Source organism: Adlercreutzia wanghongyangiae (genome assembly GCF_035989245.1).
Lineage (GTDB): Bacteria > Actinomycetota > Coriobacteriia > Coriobacteriales > Eggerthellaceae > Adlercreutzia > Adlercreutzia wanghongyangiae.
This window is the reverse complement of the sequence record NZ_JAYMFF010000010.1, coordinates 76,590-102,840: the sequence shown is the minus strand read 5'-3', so window position 1 is coordinate 102,840 and position 26,251 is coordinate 76,590. Positions and strand designations below refer to the sequence as shown.

1 protein-coding gene (running past one end of the window) is annotated in these 26,251 nt (G+C 64.0%); it reads left to right on the top strand.

The annotated features are described in order from the left end of the window. Window positions 1–26,251, top strand: partial view of an LPXTG cell wall anchor domain-containing protein gene (locus VIN30_RS06325; protein WP_338210144.1) — the 5' portion only. Its footprint extends 41,243 nt past the window's final position; 26,251 of the gene's 67,494 nt are visible here — the first part of the coding sequence; it begins with the start codon at window positions 1–3; its stop codon lies off the right edge, out of view.

Here is a 26,251-nt window from a genome sequence, read left to right as displayed (position 1 = left end):
ATGAGCAACGAACGAATCGAAAACCAGGGTCTGAACGAGACGAGCGTCGCCAACGCTGCGCCCGGCGTGTCCCCCCAGCAGCCCGGCTTCGTGCCGCCGGCGGTGGATGTGGAGGCGCTGCAGCAGGGCGTGATCAGCCGCAACGCACCGCGCCAGCTGAACCCCATGGGCAAGGCCATTGCCTGGGTGCTGTCGGTGCTGCTGGTGCTGACCTGCTGGAACTCCTACTCGCTGGAGCAGGCGCGCCGCATGATCATCGGCGACGATGCCGTACCCATGGCCTCGGGCACCACCGGCGACGAGATCCTGGACGATTTGAACGACGGCGACACCACCCAGGCCGCCAACAAGGCTGACGACGGGGAAGGCTCCGGTGACGATGCCGACGACGGCACCGACGCCGAAGGTGCCGACGAGGCAGCCGAAGGCGGTGACGACGCGGCCGCTGACGATACCGTCAGCGAGGCAGATATGCAGGCATATCTGCCCGAAAACCTCGTCGATGCCGACAAGGTGCTGCCGGCGCTTTCCGACGATGCGCAGAACAAGCAGGCCGATGGCGTGCAGAACGCCGCATCCGCCAAGGCCGAGGACCTGGCCGCTGCTCTGGCCACCCGCGCCCCCTTCTCGCTCGGGGCTACGGGTGCCTGGCGTGCCTCCGACGGCGTGTACCAGGTGGCCTCCGGCTCGCTGACGCTCGTTCCCAGCCTGGGCAACCTGGCCGTGAACCTGGAGGGCGGATACCTGGGCGGTGCCGAGGATGCCGACGTTGTGGCCCTTACCTTCACGGCTCCGTATCTGTACCAGAACGCCGAGGGCGCGTGGGTGCGCACCAACAGCGCCGAGGACTGGAAGGCTCACGGTGGCGAGGCGGCCGACGCCCGCGCCGTGCTCAGCTTCCCCGGTCTGCCCGCAGGCTGGACGGTGTACACCGAGCATATGGGCCAGTACCTGAAGCACACCGCCGACGAGGCGGCCGCCGGCCTTTCCGGCACCATCGTGCTGCGTTTCGAAGGCGTGCAGGACGAGCACGGCATCACCGTGAACGACACGCGCGGCCAGCTGCCGGCGGGCACGGCGCTGCCCGGCGCCATCGCCACGCTGACTGCGGGCGTGCCCGCTGCCGAGTCGGTGGAGCTGTCGGCCGCCGCAACGGTGAACTCCTACACCGCGCCGCGCAACGACGATGGCACCCCCATCATGAACGACGACGACAACAAGACGCGTAAGATCGAGGATGTGCGCTACGTGGCCGCCGAGGCCGCGCCGGCGACGGTGACGCTGACCAACGCCGAGCCTCAGGTCGCGCTGACCGCCAAGGTGGCTGCCGCCGCCGATCCGATGGTGCAGGACGGCACCGCGTGGGCTGCCTACCTTATTACGTTGGAATCGGCCAAGGGCGCCCTGACCGAGAAGGGCTACACCCTGCGCGTGGCCGACGAGGCTGCCGACGCCGCGGGTGCGGGCATGCTGAACGCCGACGGCATTGTGGCCTTCGATGCCACGGGCATGACCGACGAGGAGCTGGCCGCCGTGAATCCGGCCGACGCCGCCACGGTGGATGCGGCCCTGGCCGCCGTTGCCGCCCGCGACGCCGAGGCGGCCGAGCCCGGCGCCGACACCGAGCGCGAGCGCGCCGCGGTGACCAAGGTGTCCGACGGCGTGGCCGACATCACCTTCGCCACCCGCGAGGGCGACGCGCTGACCTACGACGCCATGGAGGCCGAGGCCGAGAACAACCGCGTTCTGTACGTGGCCGTGCCCTACCAGGAATCCGCGCTGAGCGTGCCCACCATCGAGGTGCCCCCTGCGGCCGATGCCGGCGAGGATGCCGAGCCCACCTTCGAGCCCGACCCGAACGCCACGGCCTACAGCCCCGAGACCATCGCCCTTACCCTGAACGCCTCGGTGAACGCCAAGACGGTGCAGGAGGAGAAGGTGGCCGGCGCCGCCACGCTGAACGACAGCTTGGCCGACGAAGACACTACCTATATATATAGTGTAGAGGCGCAGACGGTGGAGTTCCCGAAACCGGCCGAGCCGGAGACCCCCGAGCCTGCGGAACCCGAGCCCTCCGACGAGCCCGCCGCCGATGACCAGAACACCGATGGCGAGCCCGCCGACGACGAGCAGCAGCCCGCCGATGACGAGCAGACCGCCGACGAGGACGTCACGCCGGCCACCGAGCCCGTGGAGCCCGACCCCATCCTGAACGCATCGCTGGAAGAGCTCATCATGCCGCTGATGGACTTCGGCGTGTCGCCCTTCGCGCTGGCACCCACCACCTCCATCGGCGGTACGCTGACCGAGGCGCTGTTCAATCCCTCTTTGGTTGTGGACAAGGTGTCCACCGCCCTGGGCACCGACACCTATCTGGTGAACGACCAGGAGCGCCCCACCTTGTCGCTGCAGATCGAGAACACCGGCGGTGACGGCTACTGGGGCGGCTGGAGTCTGTACGGTTCCGACTACTACGGCACCATCGTGGACGGCGCCTACAAAAAGCCCACCACCAACGACTACCAGTTCGCTGATGCGGCCACTGCTATCGCCTACGCCGAGAACCCGGCCAACGGCACCGGCTTCACTCCGTCCTACAGCTACAAGACCCTTATCGAGAATGCTCAGGCTGCCGGCAAGACTGTTGAGGTGCAGCGCCTGAAGCTGGAGGACTACAATAAGCAGATGGACGCTCTGGGCTACCAGAAGATGGGTACGCGCCTGTATCTGGACGTGCCCTACCTGTATCTGGACAACTCCTCGGGCGCCACGCTTTCCACCTACGACTACAACGAATGGAAGAAGAAGGGCGGCGCCTACACCAGCGAGGGCGAGTCCACCGATCCCTCCAAGTTCCAGTTGTTCACCGTGGAGCTGCAGAACATCAACAGCATGCTGAACTACTGGAGCGTGTACCTGCTGTTCGATCACGGCGGCACTGAGGCCAAGGTGAAGCTGGACGGCTTCCTGTCCCAGGGCGGCACCGACCTCACGAAGATTCAGGATTACGACAAGTACCCCGAGCTCGAGGGCCTGAACTTCCTGAAGGGCGTCACCGGCAAGATTGTGTTCGAGTGGCACGGCACCACCAACGAGAACAACGCCACGCTGTTCGACGAGAAGATGCCCAAGTACCAGCTGAACCAGAAAGTACCCAACGGTGTGGTGCACATGTTGGGCCGCATTCCCGAGAACGCCGGCGGCACCATCTGGTACGGCGGCGAGGCGGCCGCGTGGACCGAGAAGGTGTCGGGCAAGGAGAAGAACTGGTACCCCACCGGCGGTCGCGGCAACGTGCTGGTGGCCGAGAAGGGCAAGAGCTACTCCCAGAAGATCCGCAAGGTGACGCTGCTGAAGACGAACCTCAGCTGGGACACCACCTACGAGGCCATCTCCGACAACGTGCTGTTCGACCGCTACAACTATATGGTGTACCGCGTGAACACCACCAATACCTCTGAGGGCAACTCCGAGGTGGACTACCTGGAGTACTTCTTCCGCTTGTTCAACACGTCGGACAACGGCAACCAGGGCATTACCAACACCGACCTCATGCAGTGGAAGTACAACCCCGATACCGGCGACATCACGAAGAACACCTTTGAGACGGTCACGAAGAAAAAATGCTCCAAGTGCGGTTTGGAAATTTCAGTGAACGACACGGTGTGTCCTTATTGCAACGAGGAACAGCCGGCCCAGTCCGACAGCAGCATGTACATCGGCCAGCAGAACGCCGGCGGCGTGCTCATCTACGACACCACCGACTGGCTCGATAAAGACTACGAGGCGCTGGAGATGCGCACGTTCTCGAACATCGACTCCATCAACACGCGCGCCAAGAGCCGTCCGAAAATCTACGAGGACATCAAGGACGAGAACGGCAAGGTGACGGGTCAGCGTCTGAAGTACGACACGAGTCACGACGAAGATTACCCCATCATGTCCAATGACGAGGCCAAGGAACAGGGCATCACCTTCCAGTATCCCGCCAAGGAGATTCCCTATCGTACCAACGGACAGTCGGGCATGGTGAACTTCACCGTGTACGGCACCACCGATGGGAACAACAAGCCTGCCGACGGCGCCGGTCATCTGTATCCCGAGAACCTGCTGCAAGGGGAGGGCACCAAGGGCCACTTCAGCTTCATTCTGGCCTCGCCCTACACCACCAACATCAACCTGAAGTCGGGCGCGGTGGGCAATGCCTACTACGTAACGCTGGGTGCCGTTACCACCATCAACTTCGGTAAGCTGGGTGTGGGCAAGGACTACTCGTGGTCGAAGACCAACCCCAGTTTTGAGTCGCCCTTCGGCGTGCCCGAGTCGTCTATGACCGGCGAGAAGACCGTCATCGACGAATGGCAGCCGCGCAAGAACGCCGGCAACAAGGTGATCGGCTTCGAAAAGCGCGCCACCCCCATCGAGAGCCAGACCACCACCAACACCTTCCTGGGCTATCCGGTGAGCTACCATATTAAGAACTTCACCTCGCGTGGCAACATGCCCCTATACGGCGAGCAGGCCCAGTCGACCACGGCCGGTCCCGAGATTCTGGATTCGCTGCCGAACAACTTCCGCCTGCACAACCTGGAGTTCACGGTGGACACCGACTACGCCCTGGCCGACGACGCCAGCGCCCAGGCCAAGATGGCGCCGCTCTCCAAGTACTTCAACACCCACAAGGCCGATTTCACCGAGCAGATCACGAATCTGCCCGGTGGCGCGCTGAACGATTCGGCCGTGGCGCAATTCGAAGTGGCCGTTACCTCCACCACCGAGAAAGACAAAGACGAGCACTACTGGGTGAACCTGGGCATGCCCAGCTACCTGAAGTCGGAGCAGGTGACCAACGACGAGGGCGAGAAGGTGTGGCGCCACACCTATCGTTTGGGCGGCGATGCGAACGACCGCGACGCCAGCCTGGCCAAGCGCATGGAGAACCGCGGTATTTCCCCCATCGTGGGCCTGGCCAAGAAGCTGACCGCCACGAGCGACGAGATCATCACGTTCACCGGTCGCATGCGCATGCAGCTGGTCACGCCTATCGAGATTGAAGAGGACGAGGACGGCAACCCCATTCCGCTGCCCATCTCGGTGAAGGTGACGGGTTCGGCCACGGTGCCCCAGACCGACTACAAGAACACCACTAATGTGAAGTACGGCCAGCGCACGTGGAACCACGCGGCCCAGAACTACACCTCGAAGGTGCAGAACTCCGAGCAGTCCACCGCCACCTTCCGCCAGGATCGCGACTGGACGCCGCCGAAGCCCACGGTGGGCGCCACGGCGGTGGCCATGGCCAGCCAGCTGTACGACCCCAACAGCGCCATCAGCTCCACCAACCAGGATGAGCAGCCTATTTTGTCGCGTTCGGGCGCCGGCTGGCGCTTCACCCTGGGCAATACCCAGAACTCCATGATGGACCCGGCCACCTTCACGGTGGGCGACATGTTCACGCGCACCGATGCCGAGGGCCATCAGGAGGCCGCCGGCTTCGATACCGAGCACGTGGGCATCTCCGAGGATCTGCTGAACGCTGGCATCATCACCTCCATTACCGTGCGTTCGCTGACGAAGCTGGCCACGGGCTCCATCACCAGCACCGCGCACACCTACACGGGCGAGGCCCTGAAGAACCTGATCGAAAGTCACCGCGACGTTATCCAGAACGACGACGGCACCACCACGCCCAACGGCGTGACGCTCACCCCCGAGGTGTGGCTGAACCAGTACTTCAGCTCGATGAGCATCGAGTTCGAGCAGTTCAAGGGCACCCACGACCTGTCGGGCAAGAAGATGTACGTGGAGATTAACGGCACGCCCGAGGAACTGGCCACCATGACCATGGAGGGCGTGTTCACCACCGCCTACGAGAAGTACGACGCCATTTTCGGCGGCCGCAACGTGTCGGCCCGTGCCTCGGCGTCGTTCACTAGCCGCAAGGCCCCCTACAACCTGCAGGTGGTCACCCAGGGTATGCGCGAGAGCAAGGTGTACGGCGATGCCGCCGCGCTGCTGGGCAATTGGGAGTACAAGCGCAACCCCGACGGCTCCATCAAGGTGGATGCGAACGGCAACCCCGAGATCGAGAAGGACACCCAGAACAACGACAAGGTGTTCGAGGGCTACATCGGCGACCCGGGCACCGGTTGGCGCATCAACGTGTCCAACGATTCGAACTTTGCCATTGGCAATGCCGTCATCAAGGGCGGCGTGGTGCTGAAGGACTCGCAGGGCGCGGGCCTGCCCGTGTTGTCCACGGAAACGGCCGATCGCAAGATTCCCTTCGTGAAAGACGGCCGCACCGACTACAACACCCAGGCCCTGGTGATCAGCCCGGCCCTGTGGCAGACCAGCCAGGTGCAGGAGACCGACAAGGACGGCAACCTCGTCACCGACAATGCCGGCAACCCGGTGATGAAGGACGTGCTGAAGGGCGGCGTGTTGGCCGACCTGAAGCTGGAGTACTTCAACGCCACCAATCTGGATGAGAACCAGAAGCCGCAGTACGTGACCATCGACGGTCTGCTGCTGCGCGCCGCGACCGGCACCTTCACGGCCCAGGACGAGAAGGACTTCGCCGCTGGCACCAAGAAGCGTCCCACGGCTCAGGAAATCGCCGACGCGGGCATCAGCCTGGTGAACGACTACGTGGTCATCAACCTGGAGACCAGCAAGCTGTGGAACGCCAACAACTACCTGCGCGGCTTCGAGCAGTACTTCACCGATTTCGGCATGGGCCTGAAGCAGAGCGATAACGCCTACATCGACGTGTACGGCACCATCGTGAACCAGGACCTGCTCACCCTGGGTGCCGTGTTCTCCACGGCCTACGCCAAGAGCAGCTGGGACACGGCGGTGGACTCCGAGGGCAAGGTGGACGGCATGCCGTACCCCGCTGATGGCACGCCCATCGTGGATGCCTACGCGAACCTGGATGCGAACAGCACCGTGGCCGGCGAGTTCGACCCGGCGTTTCTGGGCTTCAACCGCGACGGCCAGGTGGAGCAGGACGGCCTGCTGATCGACTGGAAGCGCGGCGTGATGACCAAGAGCGCCACGGGTCTGGAGGAGAAGCCTGCCCTGGATGCCAACAACCGCCCGGTGACGGCGCCGCAGCAGAAGAGCTACTATGACTACGAGTCGGGCTACCGCGTAACCCTGGCCAACGACACCAAGTACGCCATGAGCCTGGGCTCCACCGTGGACATCGGCCCCATGAGCCATCATGCCCTGACCGATGCGCGCGACCATTCCGACGGTGTCGAGCGCTTGGTTGACTATCAGACCTACCAGGTGGTGCTGTCGGCCCAGCTGTTCAAGGGCAAGGCCTCGGGCGCCGACGAGCAGCAGAGCTACTACGCCGGCGACATGATGGACGCCTACATCGAGTACTTCGATATCGAAGATTCCGATGCCTCCGACCCGAAGCGGCTGGAGTTGAAGGACCTGATCCAGGGCATTTACGGCTACGAGCTGAATGCCGACGGCAGCCTGTCCTCCACCCCGGCGTCGATGCCCGCCTGGGCGAACGAGCCCGTCACCGACGAGGAGGGCAACCCCACGGGCCGCAAGGTGGTGGAAGTGGATGCCCGGGGCAACTACGTGATCGACTGGCAGGCTTGGGGCCGTGGCTATCTGAACCGCGTGTTCCTCGACTACGCCAAGTTCAACGGCTGGGTGAACGAGAACACCGGCGCCTTCGTGGAGTTCCACGGCAAGAACACCAATCGCGGCACCTTCCAGCTGGACGCCAAGTTCAAGACGAAGCAGGCCATTGAGGAGTGGACCCGTTCCTGGACGAGCAGCGTGGCCCTGCACGCGGTGCTGCCGCCCATTCGCCCGAACTCGGCCATCGGCGCCTACGGTCATGAGGCCAACGCGAACACGCCGGGTGTGGCCGATGTGCCCACCAAGCACGTGAACCAGCAGGCGCTGTATGATCATTCATCGAATTCGGATCGCGACAGAAGTAACTTCAAGGAGAACTACTACAAGCAGTATCCCGTGGTGTCGGGCGAGATCGCCATTGATAAGCCCATCGCTTACCGCGAGGAGCGCAACTCGGGCTACCGCGCCATCGTGACCAACAAGTCGGCCTATCCCATGTACCTGGGCGCGAAGCTGACCATCGGCAACCTGGTGCCCCGCTGGGACAGCTTCGGCAAGGCCTTGGACGAGACGCTTTCGTACCACGCCACCGACCTCACCTTGTCGGAGGGCCTGCTGAACCACGCGAAGGTGGACTACATCACCGTGCGCCACATTCCCGCGAACAGCAAGGTGGTCTCGGGCTCGGGCTCCGGTGCCCTGAACGGCCAGTACGTGGCCCCGGACGGCTACAACAACCAGATCGTGGTGGGCGGCAACCTGGGCCTGGTGGCCGTGACGGGCGCCGCCATCGCCACGCTGGACTGGGATACCGACCTGAAGAAGTACTGGGATGCCGACGGCGACGGCGCGTGGGATGGCGGCAACGTGACCATTCCCGCCATCGAGTGGTTGAACAACGACGCCTACTATTTCGAAGTGCACTTCAAGCGCATCGACGCCAACGTGACCGAGGCCGATAAGGCCTGGGCCGACGTGTTCGGCTATGCCATCGACTCGGCCAATGTGTCGCTGGCTACTGACCCTTATCATGCGGAGTCGGATGATGTATGGCCGGAGATGAACGAATATGCCATCGCTCACTACGGCACCGATCATGCCTGGGATTGCCCAGGTGGTAAGCCGTATACTGACATCCACTACGCCGGGCGCAAGGCCTATGTGGGCAACTACTACGTGTGCATCCAGGCCGACTCGCGCCTGAAGGCCACCTATCCCAACAAGGATTGGGACTTGGCCGGCAAACCGGGTAGGGAGAGCCCCGATGGCGAGGTGACCTATTCCGACGACCAGGCGAACCTGTACGCCATCGCCGGCATGCCGAACATGGCACTGTCGGCCAAGGCCTACTTCGATGTGACCAAGACCGCCGCCGAAGCGGTGAACGACGTGGCGCCCAAGAACTTGAGCGTTCCGAACGACAACGGGGGTGCCAAGGCCTATTGGGGTGAGGACGGCGCCGCCTACCGCTTCAGCTTCAGCAACACGGGCCGCGCGGTGTTCGAGAGCGAGATGCAGATCGGCACCACGAACCGCAAGAACTACAGCTACGCCGACGGCACCAAGGACAACGGCTTCGTGCCCGCGGGCACCAGCGTGTCCTACGAGCTGGTGGCCGACCGCGACGATGTGGAAGAGTACGAGAACGTGGTGCGCGGCTTCCAGACGAAGAACATCATGCTGTCGGCCGACCTGCTGGCATCGGCCGATGTGAAGGAGATCGAGGTTCAGTACTTCCCGCGCGGTCTGGCCGCCTCCGGTCCTCTGACCGCCGTGCCGGCGAAGCAGACGATGTACTTCGCCCTGGGCGACACCCGCGACATCATCAGCCACCAGGTGCGCGTAGGCGGCGCCGTGGGCACCGATGCGCCCCTGGTTACCCACACCGGCGTGGTGCAGCTGCCCCGCGCCGACTACACCGACGGCGATGGCAACGCCGTGGCCGGCTTCATCAATGCCGATGGCAACCTGATCATCCCCTGGGACGAGTGGGGCAAGGGCTATGTGACCAACGTGGTCATCCGCTTCAGCCACATCGACGTGGACGCCGGCGCTACCAGCAAGAACGGCCAGAATGCCTATGTGGATCTGTGGGGCGAGGCCAACAATGTGAAGGATATGCCGCTTTCCACCTGGTTCGGCTGCACCTACAAATACGACGGCTGGCACTACATGAAGGATGAGCCGACGCGCCCCTACGGCCAGAATGTAGGCGGCTATGCCCTGAAGACGTGGATAAACTACTGGCCGAACACCAATGTCAATCCTGGCTACACCTCAGGCTACACCCGCGTGGGCGACTTCGTGAAATACGTGTCGAACGGCAAGACCTGGCAGCAGCTGGGCATTAGTCCCTACCTCCCGGAAAGCTCGTACACCGCAGCGCTCATGCCCCAGTTCAAGCGCTGCGTGGCCGAGTGGCAGACCTACTGGCGCGGTGCGAACGTGTACCAATCGGGCGATGCCACGGCATGGCTGTACGGCCGCCCCTACGAGTCGGACGAGCAGATTACGGCCCGCGCCTTCACCCGCGCCAAGGAGCCCGCTTCCGATATGCCGAACACCGATCTGTACGAGGCCCCGGAGGATCCGGCGCCCGCGACGGTGGACCGCACCAAGAGCGAAGCCCGCACCTATCTGGACGAGCCGGGTGCCGGCTACCGCTTCACCCTGCGCAACGAGGCCGCCAACGACGAGACGGGCACCATTCCGTTCCGCATGCAGAAGGCCTACTTCGCCACGGAGTCCATTCCCTTCGTGGAGAAGATGGTGAAGGACCCGGTGACCAAGGAAAACGTGAAGGCAGGGGAGTACGTCAACTTCACCACCGAATCGGTGGTGGTGTCCAAGGGCCTGTTCGATGCCGTGGCCGGCGGCGCCTACGACGGTGGCGACAAGACCGGCATTGTGGACTTCAGCCTGTTCTACCGTGTGTACGATGCGGCGAACGACGAGAAGCTGACCATTCCCGGTGATGTGCTGATCGCCCTGGCTGCCGGCTCCGCCACGCGCTTCGTGACCGACGCCGCCACCGGTGTGCGCACCACGAACGCCGACGGCAGCTTCGCGACCGCCCCTCTGACCGACGAGGCCTGGATCGACGAGGTGGGCCCGGATGCCGCCAACGGCAACCGCTTCACCGCCTGGCGCAACGTGACCACTACCCAAACCGCCGAGGACGGCACCGAGACCACTACCACTAAGAAGCAGGTGGTGGCCTACCGCGATGCCGACGGCAACGTGATCATCAACAAGGCGGCCTGGGGCGGCCACTACTTCCGCAACGTGGAAACCCATCTGCGCAACTTCGCCGCCCAGACCACCGAGGCCTCGAAGGCCTACATCGAGTTCTGGGGCACGGGTACCTACCGTTGGGTGGCCAAGGACATTTCCGCCACCTTCCGCTCCGACTGGCTGACCAGCTGGTGGAACACCAACAGCCAGAACCGCTACGACGCGGCGCAGAACTCGCGCAGCTCGCTGGGCGTGGTGACGCCCCATGCCACCGGCTTCACCGTGGACACGGTCTATGATGCCCAGATTAAGAACTACGACTATCCGGCGGTTATTGGCTCCAGCAACTACAGCGTATATTCCACCTACAACCCCTATTCGAACTACCGCGGCTGGTGGTTCAACCCCGTGGTTTCCGGTACGCCCACTACGGCGAACCTGGCCAACCATGCTGGTGCCCACCAGTACAAGGATGTTTCTGTGGGCGGCAAGGCACGCTACACCTACACCGCCTCGGCCCGCTTGAACGTGGCCCTGCAGCCGGTGCGCCCGGTGATCTCCATGTACTCCTACAAGGACGCCGCTACCCACAACCTGCCCATCGGCTCGCTGGACAAGTACGCCTATGAGGCGGCGGGCCTGGCAAGCCATCAGTGGAACGGCGACCAGTCGGTAGCGGGCACGAAGCTGCTCGTGAGCGACCACGTGAAGGATCAGGACTTCCCGAACCAGCCCCGGGCCTACTGGCGCGACGAGTCGGCCGGCTTCCGTGCGGTGGTGACCAACAATTCCCGCTACGCCATGACCGACGGTGCCCAGATCACCATCGGCGAGCCGGGCATTGCCTACAAGGGGGCCGGCGAGATGCGCCCCGTGTCGCGCAACGACGCCCGCGCCCTGCTGCAGAACCTGGGCTTCCGCACCACGCGCCTCACGCTTTCCAAGAAGCTGTTCGATGTGGCTCAGTACACCGATGAGGCCGGCGCCAACGTGAACGGCATCAAGTCGGTCACCTTCAACTGGTACAAGAAGGACGCCACGGCCCGCAGCATCTACACCCATACCGGCGGCGACAACATCGTGCAGGCCGGTTCTCAGATTTACTCCACCACCTACACGGGCGACCAGGTGGCCGCCTGGTTCGCGGGAAGCGATGCCGACAGCTACGAGCAGCCCAAGCTGGACGAAAACGGCCAACCCGTGAAGGACGAAGAGGGCAAGCCGGTGATGGAGACCGTTTCCACGGCCGGTTCCGCGGTGAAGAACGCCGATGGCTCGGTTACCGTGTCGTCAGCCAAGTGGCTCGGCGGCGATCTGTGCGGCGTGGTCATCGAGTACGAGAACTTCGCCAACCGCGTGACAGGCACCGATGCTTATGTGGACTTCTTCGGCTACACCATCGACTCTCCCGATGTGAATGACCGCAACCAGATCAGCGGCAGCTGGTGCGACAACCACGGCTGGCACTGCGGCTCCACCGAGTCGGCCCACACCAACTGGGATTGGTTCTACGACCGCATCCAGCAGCTTTCCGAGTTCCGCACCACCTACGACGTGGACGAGTGGAACTACCTGTACGGCGAGTACCGCGACGGGAAGACCTACACCGGCACCCATACGGACGGCACCAAGTACACCTACTACGTGAACCGCATCAACACCAACAACGGCAGCGGTACTACCCCCAACACGTGGAACAACGTGAACGTGAACAGCTACGGCGAGCTGACCAACACCCGCGACTTCGCCGAGCTGCTGGCGCACATGCCCGCCTCCAGCCAGAAGGTGGTGGCCAAGTCGTACTTCGTAGACGCAGCCACGCCTCTGAAGAACATCGCGCTGGGCGCTGATACGGTGAGTGTGCCCGACGATAAGCTGCACGACTCCACCCCGGCCTACTTCCGCTATTACGGCGCGGGCTGGCGCTTCACCTACACCAATTACGGCAACCCGCAGTCGAAGCGCGGCGCGGATACCACCAGCAATGTGTACACCAGCGATGTGTACGATCCCGACCGCAACGTGTACGATGTGGACAACCCCCACACGGGCGGTTCCTACGAGATGTTCGACAGCTACATCCAGGTGGGCGCCATGCCCGCCGACAAGGTGCCCGACGGCACGACTGCGGGCACGAAGGACGAGCGCAGCGACTACGACAACGACTGGCGCAGCTTCGACGCGAAGTACGTGAGCCTGTCGAGCGGACTCATCGATGCCCTCACTTGGGACCCGGCCACGTGGAACAACGCCACCTGGCACGAGGACGCCATGAGGAACAACGGCTTTGCCGACAAGCGCGGCAACGCTATCAAGACCATCAAGATCACCGTGTTCCCGTCGGAGAAGAAGGCGGCAGAAGACGCCCCCGACGCCGACGGTGACGGGGAGGCCGACCAACCCCTGTTCACCGAGGGCACTCAGGTCGACCCGGCCACCGGCGCCACCATCGACACGGTTCAGCGTGACGACGGCACCTTCGTGCAAACCTACACCTTTACGGTGGAGCAGATTCTGAAGGCACCGGGCGTGCAGTACACCGATGGCAACCTGATCATTCCCGCCGAGGCGTGGGGCGAAGGCTACTTCTCGGTGTTGCGTGTGGACGCCTACCACTTCAACGCGAATGTGCGCGAGGCCGACGATGCCACCATCGATGTGCTGGGACGCACCGATGTGTCCGAGAAGGACCTGGTGCTGAAGTCCACCTTCAACACCTACTATCAGGGATCGGGCGCTCTGGATGCGCAGAAGCAGGACATCGACGCCACCGACGCCACCAAGAGCGGCACCTGGGATCACCGTAAAGATAACTACCTGTTCGGCAACGCCATGGATCTGGAGGATTCCGCCACACTGAGGGCACAGATCGACCCCATCCGCCCGCGCATTTCCGGCTACACCTACCTGTACGCCGAAACGGTGGGCGAGGAGCAGGCCTATCCGAAGATGGAGTACAGCCCCGACGGCGTGCACACCGGTGCCAACGGCGTGCTGAACCAGCCGAACACCCCGCTGGAGACGCTGATGGGCTCTGAGAACTCCGGCTGGCGCTTCACGCTGACCAACGAGCCCTCCTACGCCATGGACTCGGCCCGCATCACCATCGGCACGAAGTACTCCGCCAAGGAGACGACCGGCGACAACAAGGGTTCCAGCTGGGCCGATACCGGCTCGACCGGCAACGCCGTGCCTGTGAGCGGCGCCGCCAACAACTACGACGGCGGCGACACCATCTACGGCGAGCTGGTGGACGGCCAGTGGCGCGGCTTCGAGATTAACGAGCTGTACTTCAACAATGCCGCCGTGGCCGCCATCCTGGCCGGCAAGATGGCCGAGAACGCTCCCGCCAGCCGCGTGGCCACGGGCGACTACGAGCAGCAGGGCAGCTATGTGGCCCCCACGGCCGACGCCGCGGCCCTGAACGCCCTTTCCGAGGAGCAGGTGAAGAAGTACCTGGCCGACGCCACGCTGGACGTGTACGCCGTGGGCCACACCGACACCACCTTCAGCGCCACCAAGACGGTGAAGCGCGTGCAGGGCAACGGCTCCTACGCCGACGAGACCATTACCGTGGCCACCAAGCCCGCAAGCCTGCTGCCCATCCACCAGATGGCCGGCGCGGCCGACACCACCCCTGCCGACAAGGACGGCAACCAGGTGTACACCTACGCCGACGGTACGGCGAAGTTCTCGGCCATCAACCTGGCGAACTACGTGAAGAAGGTGGACGGCCAGTGGGTGATCGACGTGCCACGCGAGGCTTGGCTGGCCCACGATAAGGACTGCCAGCACAAGGACGGCGTGGGTCACACCGGCAACCTGTGCAAGGACGAGTTGTACGTGGTGGGCGTCACCTTCCATCTGCCCGGCTTCGCCGCTCAGGTGAAGGATACCGACAAGGCCTTCGTGGACGTGTACGGCGTGCCCACCCGCGCGACGGTGATGGCCCTGAACGGCGAGTTCTCCACCGAGTACAAGACCGAGGCCTGGAACCGCAACGTGAACAGCCGCACCATCGACGGCGACTACGCCAAGATGCTGCCCTTGACGGCCGAGCCCGAGCTGAAGACCTTCTTCAACTGGACCGGCGGCAAGACGGCCGAGAACAACCTGGAAACCGACCTGGTCACCCATCGCCCGCTGACGCAGGCAGCGAATGGAGCGCCTAGCAACGTCATCGACGATGCGCTGCGCTACACCGTGACCCACGTGCCCTACCGCTGGGGTGAGGGCAACTTCGCCAACATCGGCACCGACGGCAAGCCGGTGTTCGGCACCGACAACCCCCAGGAGGACGCCTGGTACGAGTACATTCTGGTGAACCGCTCGAAGTCCACGGCTACCGACGGCTATGTGGATTTGTCGCTGGACGGCATGATGTCGCTGAAGGGCAGCGACGGTGTTACGACCGACACCCGCGGCTTCATGGGCGAGCGCTTGGAAATCGACGGCTACTATCGCTATGCCGACGGCGACGATCGCAACCGCGCGAAGCTGCCGGCCAGCGACACCACCACGAGCTACCATTGGACCAACCGCGCCGGTACCGTGAGCACCCTGTGGCTGTACGGCCACACGGCCATCGTGCCCCATGCCGGCAGCGTGGACTTCAACGACGCCGTGAACGGCTCGTGCCGCCGCTTCGTGGCCACGGCCGCCAACGCCGCCGCCTCGAACGGTAAGTACGAGGCCGGCGACATCGTGGTGCAGAAGAACGACGCCGCGGGCACCTTCGTGTCGGCCACCAAGCCCGTGGCCGTGGTCACTTTGGACGATGCCACCATCGAGGCGCTGTTGAAGCGCACGGGCACCTCCATCGCCTACACCACGAAGGCCACCACGGCGAACGCTTCCGAGCACGAGGCCACCCTCAGCTTGCCGCTGAATATTGCCGACCTGGAGGCCCTGGTGGCCGCTGGCGGCGTGAACATCAGGCTGAACCGCAACGCCCAGGGCAAACTGGACGACATCGCGAACGTGCGCCTGGTGTACAACACCATGAACGCCGAGCTGTACGAGTCCTATCCCGAAGACGGCCTGAAGGCCACCGACAACCCGGCCGTGGTGAACACCAACACGAGCCTCACGGCCCGCATCTACGGCGACGTGCAGACCCACGGCACCCCCACCACGACCATCACCGGCTTCAACACCCTTACCGTGGGCGACCGCAACGCCTCCTTCAACGAGCGTACCTCGTCCACCATGTACTACTTCCCGCTGTCCAGCTTCTACGGCAACATCGACCGTTCCAGCAAGAAGGAGCTGTACATCATCAAGTACGCCGGTGCCTCGGAGGCCTCGGCTATCAAGGCGGCCGCCTCTCGTCCCGCTGGTACCAGCGACACGGTGAGCAAGGCGAACGAGTACGTGACCAACGAGACGCTGTCGTCGAACCAGGCCGTGGTGACTTTGGCCAACAAGTCGCAGGGCGGCTACGAGTTCACCCTGCGCAACACCACCCGCGCCCGCGCCGACAAGACCACGCTTTCCATCCGCTTCGAGAGCGTGGGCATGAAGGCCAAGAACATGCTGGTGCCCGACCCCGAGGTGACCGATGCCGACGACGACCTGGATTCCAACGGCCTGTACGTCTACCGCGGCGTGGTGCGCGGCTTCAAGACCGACGCGCTGACCATCTCCAAGGCCCTGAAGACCATGGGCGCGCTCACGAGCGTGGACCTCACCTTCTACCAGCCCAATGGCGAGAAGTTCATTCTGAAGGTGCCGGCGAATTCCAGCATCCTCACGGCGAAGACCGACGGCTCCTACGAGATCGATTTCAATGCCGTGTGGGGCGCCAAGGTGGTGAACACCTTGGGCACCGACAAGGCGCGCGAGGAGTACATCCCCGTGGGCCTGACCACGGCCAAAAACGACTTCGCCAGCACCGCCACGGTGCCGAACCGCGCCGACTACACCGGTCCCACCACCGTGAACTCGCTGGCTTACAAGGTGACCGACTGCTATCTGTACCAGGTCGACTTCCAGTACGACTCGCTGGAGCCCTCGTGGCGCGCCAGCAATCTGGACACCAAGTCGCCCGTGGACAGCACGAAGAACCAGACCGACGCTGCGGGCGCCTCGGGCCTGCTGCCCTCCAATGCTGCCAACAACGGCCAGCGCGAGACCGCGGCCGACGATCTGGGCATGCTGACGGTGAAGGCCTGGGGCAACGCCGACTGGTACAACTCGGTGGGCAACACGGCTTCCTATAACACCTCTAATGTGGACAACAGCAATTGGAGTGTTGCCGGCTTCCTGAACGCCACCGACAAGACGCTCACCCCCTGCGTGAACGGTTACCGCACTCGCTCTTACGTTTCGGGCGGACATACCTACTACAACCACTACTACCCGCACAACCAGACCCTGCATGCGCGCTTGTTCCTGAAGCAGAAGGGCGACTACGACTCCCGCGGCAGCCGCACGAGCGACTGGCAGGACGGCTCGGCCCTGAACACCGCCGGCAAGGACCAGGCCTCGCAGAGCAGCGCCAAGTTCAAGTACGACACCGTGCGCAAGTGCGCGGCGCTTTCCGTGGCGCGCCCCTACCTGGAGGTGCACTCCTATGTGCGCTACGGCGACCGCGACAACTACACCAACGCCACCGTGGGCGGCGAGTCGTCCACCTATGCCTCCGACGGAAACCGCACCGAGGTGAGCGTGCCCTACGCCAAGACCTTCAACTTCTGGGCGAACCTGAAGAACGAGGCCGGCGTGTCCAAGCTGGACGACACCGATGTGAACATCACGTTCCCCATCGACTACGAGCGCAACATCAAGACCGACAAGGGCGCTGTGGCCAATTCCGTGAAGAACATGTACACGGGCTTCCATCCTGTGAGCTACAGCATCTCGCGGAACTACCTGAAGTGCTTCCCCGACGAGTCGGTGGGCAAGATCCGCATCTTCGGCTACTCGCCGGCCCAGGTGGCCGAGATGTCGGATCCCATCAACAATAAAGACATCTACGCCAACGCCCGCGCCAAGGCCGTGCTGTGGCCCTACTACGAGGAGAAGGGCGGCAAGAAGGTGCTGGCCGGCTTCGAGCTGGAGTACACCACCGGCGCCGCCACGGGCAAAGCGGTGCTGCAGGCCCGGGGCGCCTACGGCTTCAACGAGTCGGTGCTGAATGCCAGCACGCTGACGAGCCACGGCTTCACCGTGACCGATGCCACCGTGGACGGCAATAAGGTGAAGAAGCTGCGCATTCCGCTGAACGACGACGGCAGCTTCTCGCTGACCGAGCAGCAGGTGTACGACATGGGCATCGAGGTGCCCACGCTGTTCCAGCTGTACTCGTGGAAGAACATGGCCGAGGACTGCGCCAAGAACGCCGACAACACGGCCGGCAGCATCGACAAGCAGACCGTGCTCATCCGCGGCTACACCGACAGCAACTTCGAGACGTCGCGCTGCATCAACATCAAGACCTACAACCATCTGGACTCGTTCCGCGAGGCCCCGCTCGATTTACCCGCGGTAAACGGTAGCCCGGCGCTGTGGGGCAACGGCGACAAGGTGGCCAACAATACCGAGGACGCCTACACCCTCACGCGCCAGGACCGCTCGCTCATCTTCGTGTCGAAGATGTACTTCGACACCGTGAGCCGCACCGCCTACGCCGACGTGGATTCCGGCGAGACCGTGACGGACAAGAACAGCGAGATGGACAACGCCAACAAGAGCGAGGTGGACAAGGTCGTCGGCACGAAGTACGAGCAGACCGCCGACGCGCCGGTGGTGGCTGAGGACGGCACCGCCCAGGAGTTCTTCCGCTTCAACCAGAACCTGGTGAACGACGGCTACGCCGCCATCGACGCCGCGAACATCGACGACTATGTGACCACCACCTCCGACGACCCGGAGAACCCGGCGCCCACGCCGCAGCAGGCCTACGTGAAGATGGAGGACGGCACCTACCTGGAGGCCATTCTCACCCGTGCCGAGGACGGCACGCTGATGTTCCGCACCAATGAGGACGGCAGCGTGGACGCTCCCGCCGGTGACACGGTGTTCTACGACTACGATCGCGACCGCATCCATGACGGCTATGTGGCCGTGGCCACCGAGGACTTGGTGAGCACCCAGAACGGGGTGGGGGAGACCAAGGGCACCCAGCTATACATCAAGCAGGAGATTACCGAGAACGGTAAGAAGAAAACGGTTTACTACGCCGCCGTGGTGGAACAGGACGACGAGGGCGTGCTGACCTGGTGGCAGGCCAGCCGAGCCAAGCCGGCCGAGGGCGAGACCCTGGGCGACCTGTACGCGCCTACCGAGGCCGACAAGGAAACGGCCAAGTGGATTCTGCGCAACCTGGACTACGAGCTGCAGGTGACTTACGAGTACAGCAGCGCCACCTACCAGGCCGTTGATGGCGCCGGCGAGGACGACGAGACGCTGTACGAGGCCGTGGTGGACACCGACAGTGGTGAGACCACCTATGTGGAGGTGGCCGATGCCACGGCCGCCGTGCAGGCGGGCAAGCAGCTGTACCGCCTGGTGCCCGGCGTGCAGGAAGGCTACGTGATTTCCGCCGAGAAGGTGAGCGAGGCCACCGACACCGCGAAGGCCGTGGTGAAGGTGGTGGTGTCCCGCGGCGAGGAGCCCGTGGTGAACGAGGCCAAGGACCAGATCGGCAAAACCCTCGAGGCAGCGCGCGAGGCCCTGAAGGAGTTCAACTTCGTCATCAACGACGCCGACATCACCTATCGCTACGACGATACGGTGAAAGAGGGGCTGATCATCGACGCCGAGAAGCTGAGCGAGCCCGTGATGAGCGAGGACGGCAAGACCGTGGAGACCATGGGCACCGTGAGCGTGGTCATCTCCAAGGGCGCCGACCGCTTTAAGGATTTCCGCGGCATGAGCCAGGCCGAGGCCATGGAGGCCCTGCCCAAGGCCACCTACACGGTGAACGATGTGGAATACACCGGCTACGAGGTGAAGACCGTCACCATGAAGTCGAGCGACATCGTGGCCGCGGGCGACGTGATGGACTACAAGGTGGTGACCGAGGCCTTCACCGAGCCGGCCGTGGAGGGCACGCTGAAGCCCGAGTACCAGCCCGGCTACACCCACCCCGTGACGGGCGAGCCGCTACCCGAGCCCGAGAACGAGGCCGACAAGTACGTGGACGGCATTGTGCCCAAGCCCGCCGTGGCCCATCCGGCCCAGATCGAGATGATCGTGTCGTCGGGCAAGAGCCCCGATACGCTGGAAGTGGAAGAGCTGGCCGCCAAGTACCGCGGTTGGGAACTTGAGGCCGCCATTGCCGACTTGGAGGGTCTGGGCTACACCGTGGACCGCACCCTGGGCGTGGTAGAAGAGGAAAGCGATCCGGTGGGCGACGTAGCCGCCGTGCCCGCGGGCGCGGTGATCACCGTGAAGCGCAACGGCGCCTATTCCGAGGACCGCGACCAGCGCGGCGCGGTGACCATCACCATCTCCAAGGGCATGTCGGCCACGGCCACCCGCGCGCTGCTGTTCCAGGATTGCGTGAACAACACCGTGGAGGAGGCCACCGCCAAGCTGGTGGCCGCCGGCTACACCGTGGACGAGGCCACCGACCTCCAGGCCAGCGACAGCGTGGCCGCCGACCATGTGGTATGCGTGGGCTTGGTGCAGGTGACCACCGACCCCGACACCAAGCAGGACGTGGAGGAGATCATCACCGGCGACGACGCCCCGCTCGAGCTGAAGCGCGTGCGCCTGGTGGTGTCGTCGGGCGCCGACAGCTCGTCGGGCGGCACGGGCTCGCTGACACCCGGTGGCTCCGGCTCCGGTGCCACGGTAAGCGACGAGCCGAAGTACGACACCTGGGATGTGCTGAACGGCGGCACGGTCGACCCGAAGACCGCGCGCTTCACGAACTATTCCGTGGGCTCCAACGACGGCCACTCCCACTACGGGCATTCCGAGTGCTGGGGCAACTCGCTGGACGAGACCTCGGGCGACTTGGCCATCGGCTACAAGGCCCAGGGCTCGTTCCTGGTGGACTTCCGCCAGGTGGACACCTTCCCCACCGGCTACCCGAACGCGCTCGGCAACATCACCTACCGTCCGGCCAACCATTCCGGCTACGACCCGAATCCGGCCCGCGGCACGGTGACGGCCAACGCCCCCGAGGGCACCTTCTTCATGGAGCAGGGCAACTCGAACTTCTACCTCACCCGCTGCCCCAGCTGCTACAACTGGTCGTTCTACGACCGCAACAGCCGCTGGATCTACGGCACCAAGGCCGTGGGCGCCGGCTCCACCGACCCGGCTGCGGCGGGCAACATCGTCGACCAGGCCCACTACCACGCCACCCACTACGGCCATGCGTCGCACTTCTGCTACGACTGGGCCAACGGCAACCCGAAGTACAACTCCATCGGTTCCTACACCTATAACACCGGCGCCCATCTGGAGATGGTGCAGGATCTGGCGGGCGACGGCTTCGATGCCTACTACATCAAGATCAAGCGCCAGGCCCTCAGCTACATCGACAAGGTGACAGTGAAGTACCAGCACACCGACGGCACCACCAAGACGATGGAGGTGTCCGGCAAGGAGATTCGCGCGGCGTACTACAATTCCCTGGCCACCGACCGCACCCAGGCCGAGGCCAACGGCGCTGCCGCCGGCAGCGCCGCTGCGGCCACCTCGGTGCAGTTTGACAACGGCACGGGCAAGAAGGCCAATAACGGTACCAGCACCAGCTACGGCGCGGGCCAGTACTTCTTCCGCCTGAACCTGATGAAGTACGAGGACGGCCAACACAAGCCCGACTACGGCAACAACCCCGACTACGCCTACCGTGATTCCTTCAACGACTACCCCGAGGGCAGCCAGCCCGAGTTCAAGGTGACCCAGATCGTCTACGACGTGACCATCAACCAGGGCACCTTGGATTCTGCGGGTAACCCGATGTACCCCGACTACGGCCAGTGGTTCTCCGAGAGCTTGAGCGCCTCCAGCGCCGACTGGACGAAGAACATGTCCTTCGAGGTGACGGGCCGCTTCATCAAGACCGATTCCCCGAACAACGCCGAGGTGACCTCCGCCACCGCCAACAACACGGTGACGAGCACCACCACGGTGAACATGACCATCGGCGGCGACTACTCCGGCTCCAACTACGTGCATCCGGCGGCCCAGCGCTACGACTCGCCCGACCAGCGTGCCGACGGCGCCAACGCCAAGAGCACGTCGAACATCGCCGCTGCCAACGTGTACGGCGAGACGGCCACCAGCGGCGCGGCCGAGAGCTACAACATCTACTACGACGAGTACAACCGCGGCTCGTGGGGCTACAAGAACTTCCACCGCCTGGGTGCCTGCTGCCGTTCCGGCTGGTGCAGCTACCACGGCTGGCACCACCACGCCCACTACTATCAGTTCGACGAGGGCAAGATGCGTCATTTGCGCACCTCGTCGCGCATGATCACCTACGAGAGCCGCAACTACGTGCAGAAATCCGTGACGCGCGATGCGGGCGCGCTGGGCTGGGAGGGCAACAAAAACGTGTCGGACAACCATACCGACCAGGCGGAATTCGGCGGCGACGAGGCCTACTTCGTGTCGCTGTACCGTACCGAGCCGGGCACGAACAACACCTCCTACAGCGACCACGACTACAAGCCCTGGTCCACCTACGTGTCGGCGGCCGACAACATCCGCATCACCGACAACCTGCCCACCATCTATCCCGACCAGGATATCGAGTACTACGGCTATCTGGGCATGGGCATGAAGTTCTTCCGCACCAACGCGGCCAATGCGAATGCCCCCAGCACGGTGGGCAGCAAGGTGAGCTCCATCACCGGCATGACCGCTGCCAACGTGTGGGCGCACTTGAACCCGCTGACCAACTACGCCGGCATCGAGCGCAAGGGCAACCTGGATCGCGTGTTCATCACCCTGCGCACCACCGCCTGGGATAAGGACACCGACTGGACCGAGGAGGCCGCTGCCACCGACAACGGCTGGACGAAGAACCCCGCCAAGGCCCGTACCATCCGCATCCGCCTGAACAACATGTACCTGGTGAATGCCGACGGCAGCGAGACCATGGTGGACTCCAGCCTGAAGCCCACCACCGACGAGAGCAAGTCGCCGGGCCTGACCTATCTGTTCACCAAGGGCCTGGACGCCAACGGCGACGCGGTGATGTACTTCAAGCGCGTGAACGCTGCCGGCGAGGCCGTGGACTACACCCCCGACTTCATGGACGCCCGGTACTGGAACAGCGCGCCGGTGTACAGCTATGTTAAAAAGGGTAAGGATGCCGCGGGCAACCCGGTGTTCGAGGCCGACGGTAAGACGCCGGTGGTCGATCGCTTGACGCTGGAGGCCCTGGAGAGCGACCACGCGCCGCTGACCATCCAGCTGGCCGAGGGCGAGTTCGTGACCAGCTACACGCTGGATCTGGGCCCCTACGGCGGCGATGCCGACTCCACGGCCGAAACGGCCCGCGCCTACGACGGCGACCGCGGCTCCGGCCAGGCCACCAGCGACTTCGCCGTGCTGGGCCGTCCCTTCATCTACAAGGGCCAGAACAACAAGCTGTTCGTGGACGGCAGCACCGATCAAGAGACGAAGTACCAGGACTACATCACCAACGCCATCTCCACGGCCACGGTGGACTTCAACCACTTCTACGCTCCCACCACGTTCAAGCGCAGCGAAGACAAGCAGATCTACTCCTACAACAACTGGACCATCACCAACGGCTACCAGAAGCAGTACAACTACGTGGGCTACGGCAACCGCTGGGTGCCGCGCAATTCCGCGGTGGACACCGCATGGCTTGCCGGCTACAAGGTGCGCTACGGCTACAGCACCGGCATCCAGACCGAGAACAACGGCGCGGCGGGCGTTGCCGCCGACACCGTGGTGGGCAACGGCACCAAGAAGGCCAGCGAGAACTACCGCAACGAGGTGCTCACCCAGGGCAACAGCTTTGGCTACACGGGCACGTCGGCCTCCATCGTGCCGTCGGCACCGTGGAACTACGACTTCACGGTAAGCTCGTCCACCTCAGGCGGCTACACCACCAACACCATCACGCGCCAGACCGACATCAAGCACATCTACGACTTCGGTGACGGCGTGTCCTCCGACAACCTGACGCCCACCAAGGCCACCTACGAGGTGCGCTTCCAGAACACCAAGGACGAGGTGAAGGAGGGCGGCAATCTGGGCGGCGACAACCTGCGCGCCGCGCACCTGTCGCGCGTGAAGCTGAAGAGCACCTTCGACGATAACATCACGAAGGCGGGCAAGGCCGCCTCCGAGAAGGTGTTCCGCCTGCAGAACGTGTACGTGCCGGCCTATCTGGTGCGCGACGGCGGCGCGAATGCCAACCAGTACACCGATCACGCCTACTGCGCCGACCACAAGAGCGGCACCTGCATCGCCTACCAGTACACGCCGTACGTGAAGAACGGCGATGCCTACGAGCCCTACACGGGCAAGCGCGTGCTGAACGCCGACGGAACCAAGCAGGTGACCGAGGACGGCCGCCAGATTTACCTATCCATCGTGGGCGAGCAGTACACCACCGAGGACTACGCCTCCGGCCGCGCCTTCATCGAGGCTCTGGCCTGCGGCGGCCAGAACGGCCAGGACTGCCATTGCGTGGCATGCGACGGCGGCTGGTTCAACGCCACCGACTTCACCTTCACCTACATCGACGCGCTGGGCACAGAACAGCAGAAGTCCATCACCTGGGCCGAACTGAAGGAGGCCGGCCTGGTGAGCGGTCCGTGGAAGATCGCCGACGGCACCCAGGCCGCGGGCACCATGGCCTATGACGGCACCGCGTTGGACGGCAAGGTGACGGCGCAGATCGTGTACGGCGCCGACCATAAGCCCATCTACGACGCCGACGGCGACTACGTGATCGACTTCGAGGGCCTGTTCCGCCAGTGCGTGGCCACCGAGACGAACGCGGGCACCGACGAGGAGCCGAAGCTCCTTACAACATATAATCATCTAACCATTAAGAACGACAAGCTCCTGACCGACGCCAACGGCAAGGTGACCTCCATTCAGAAGAACGCCGGCGACGCCCTGTCGTTCGGCACCTACCGCGCCACCGACGCCACCAATTCCATCAACGGCTTCGCCAACCCCGGTGCGGCCGCCGATCCTTACGACGAGGACGAGGTGGACCAGGTGTACGCCAAGGCGCTGTTCACCTCGCTGCAGATCACCTTCGAGGCGCCCAACGCCAACCGCCGCTTCACCAACACCATGCTGGATTCGGGCCAGTGGCTGACCCGCGCCAGCCAGGTGAACACGGGTGCCGATGTTTCCGGTGCCAATACCGTTCCCACGGCGAACGACATGATGGTGAACTACGCCTTCAAGTACGACGGCACCTTCGTGGACCGTCCCGTGGCCCAGTTCCTGGCGGCCACCGCGGCCACCAACACGCTGACGCCCAATAACGTGCTGGGCAGCGGCGACAAGGACAACGCCGCCCGTTGGGATTACAACTCCACGCCCACCTTCGGCAAACAGGCCAGCCACTTCCGCGGCACCGATGCGCGCCACCTGCTGACGGTGGACCTGAAGGCGAAGGACCCGAACACCGAGTCCATCGTCATCTCCAACGACGACACGGCGGCCTACCGCATCGACCATCGCCTGGGCATCCTGGACGTGTCCTACGTGCGCGGCACGAAGATCACGCCAGTGGGCCACGGGGACGCGGGCGAGCCCTGGCTGGACGCCAACCTGGCCGCCGGCGAGACGCCTACCCACTACATGCACAAGCGCATCGACGGCACCGACATCGGCATCTACGCCGCCGGCGTGCGCTGCCCCGAGGAGTGCAGCAGCTACGGTTGCCCGAGCCACCGCTGCGAGTGGTCGAACACGGTCGTGCGCACCCCCTACATCCAGCGCACCCAGAGCTATCCGGTGAAGAAGGACACGGTGTTCGCCTACGACGCCGACGACCGCTCGGTCACCAACGTGTTCAGCTACCAGCCCTCCAACGCCGACGGCATCGCCAACGACATCCCCGACGGCGCGCTGTACGCCGGCGACTACCTGGAGTACACCTTGTACGTGGGCGCCACGCTGAATTCCATGCTGCCCCTGCAGCATGTGGACGCCCGCTTCACCGTGGGCCGCGGTCAGCGCATCGTGGGCTGGGAAGTGGTCACCGAGGAGGCGGCCGCGAAGAAGCTGTCGCTGAACTCGGTGGGCAACGACACCGTGTGGGGCGTGACCGACGATAAGGGCAAGCCCCTGTCCGACGATGTGGCCACGGTGACGGCGAAGCTGCTGGGCGAGTCCATCGTCATCGACAACGGCGACGGCACCACGGCCACGGTGGACAACGTGACCATGGCCCAGGCCCCCGCCTCCACCGACCTGACCAAGTTCCCCCACGACAAGG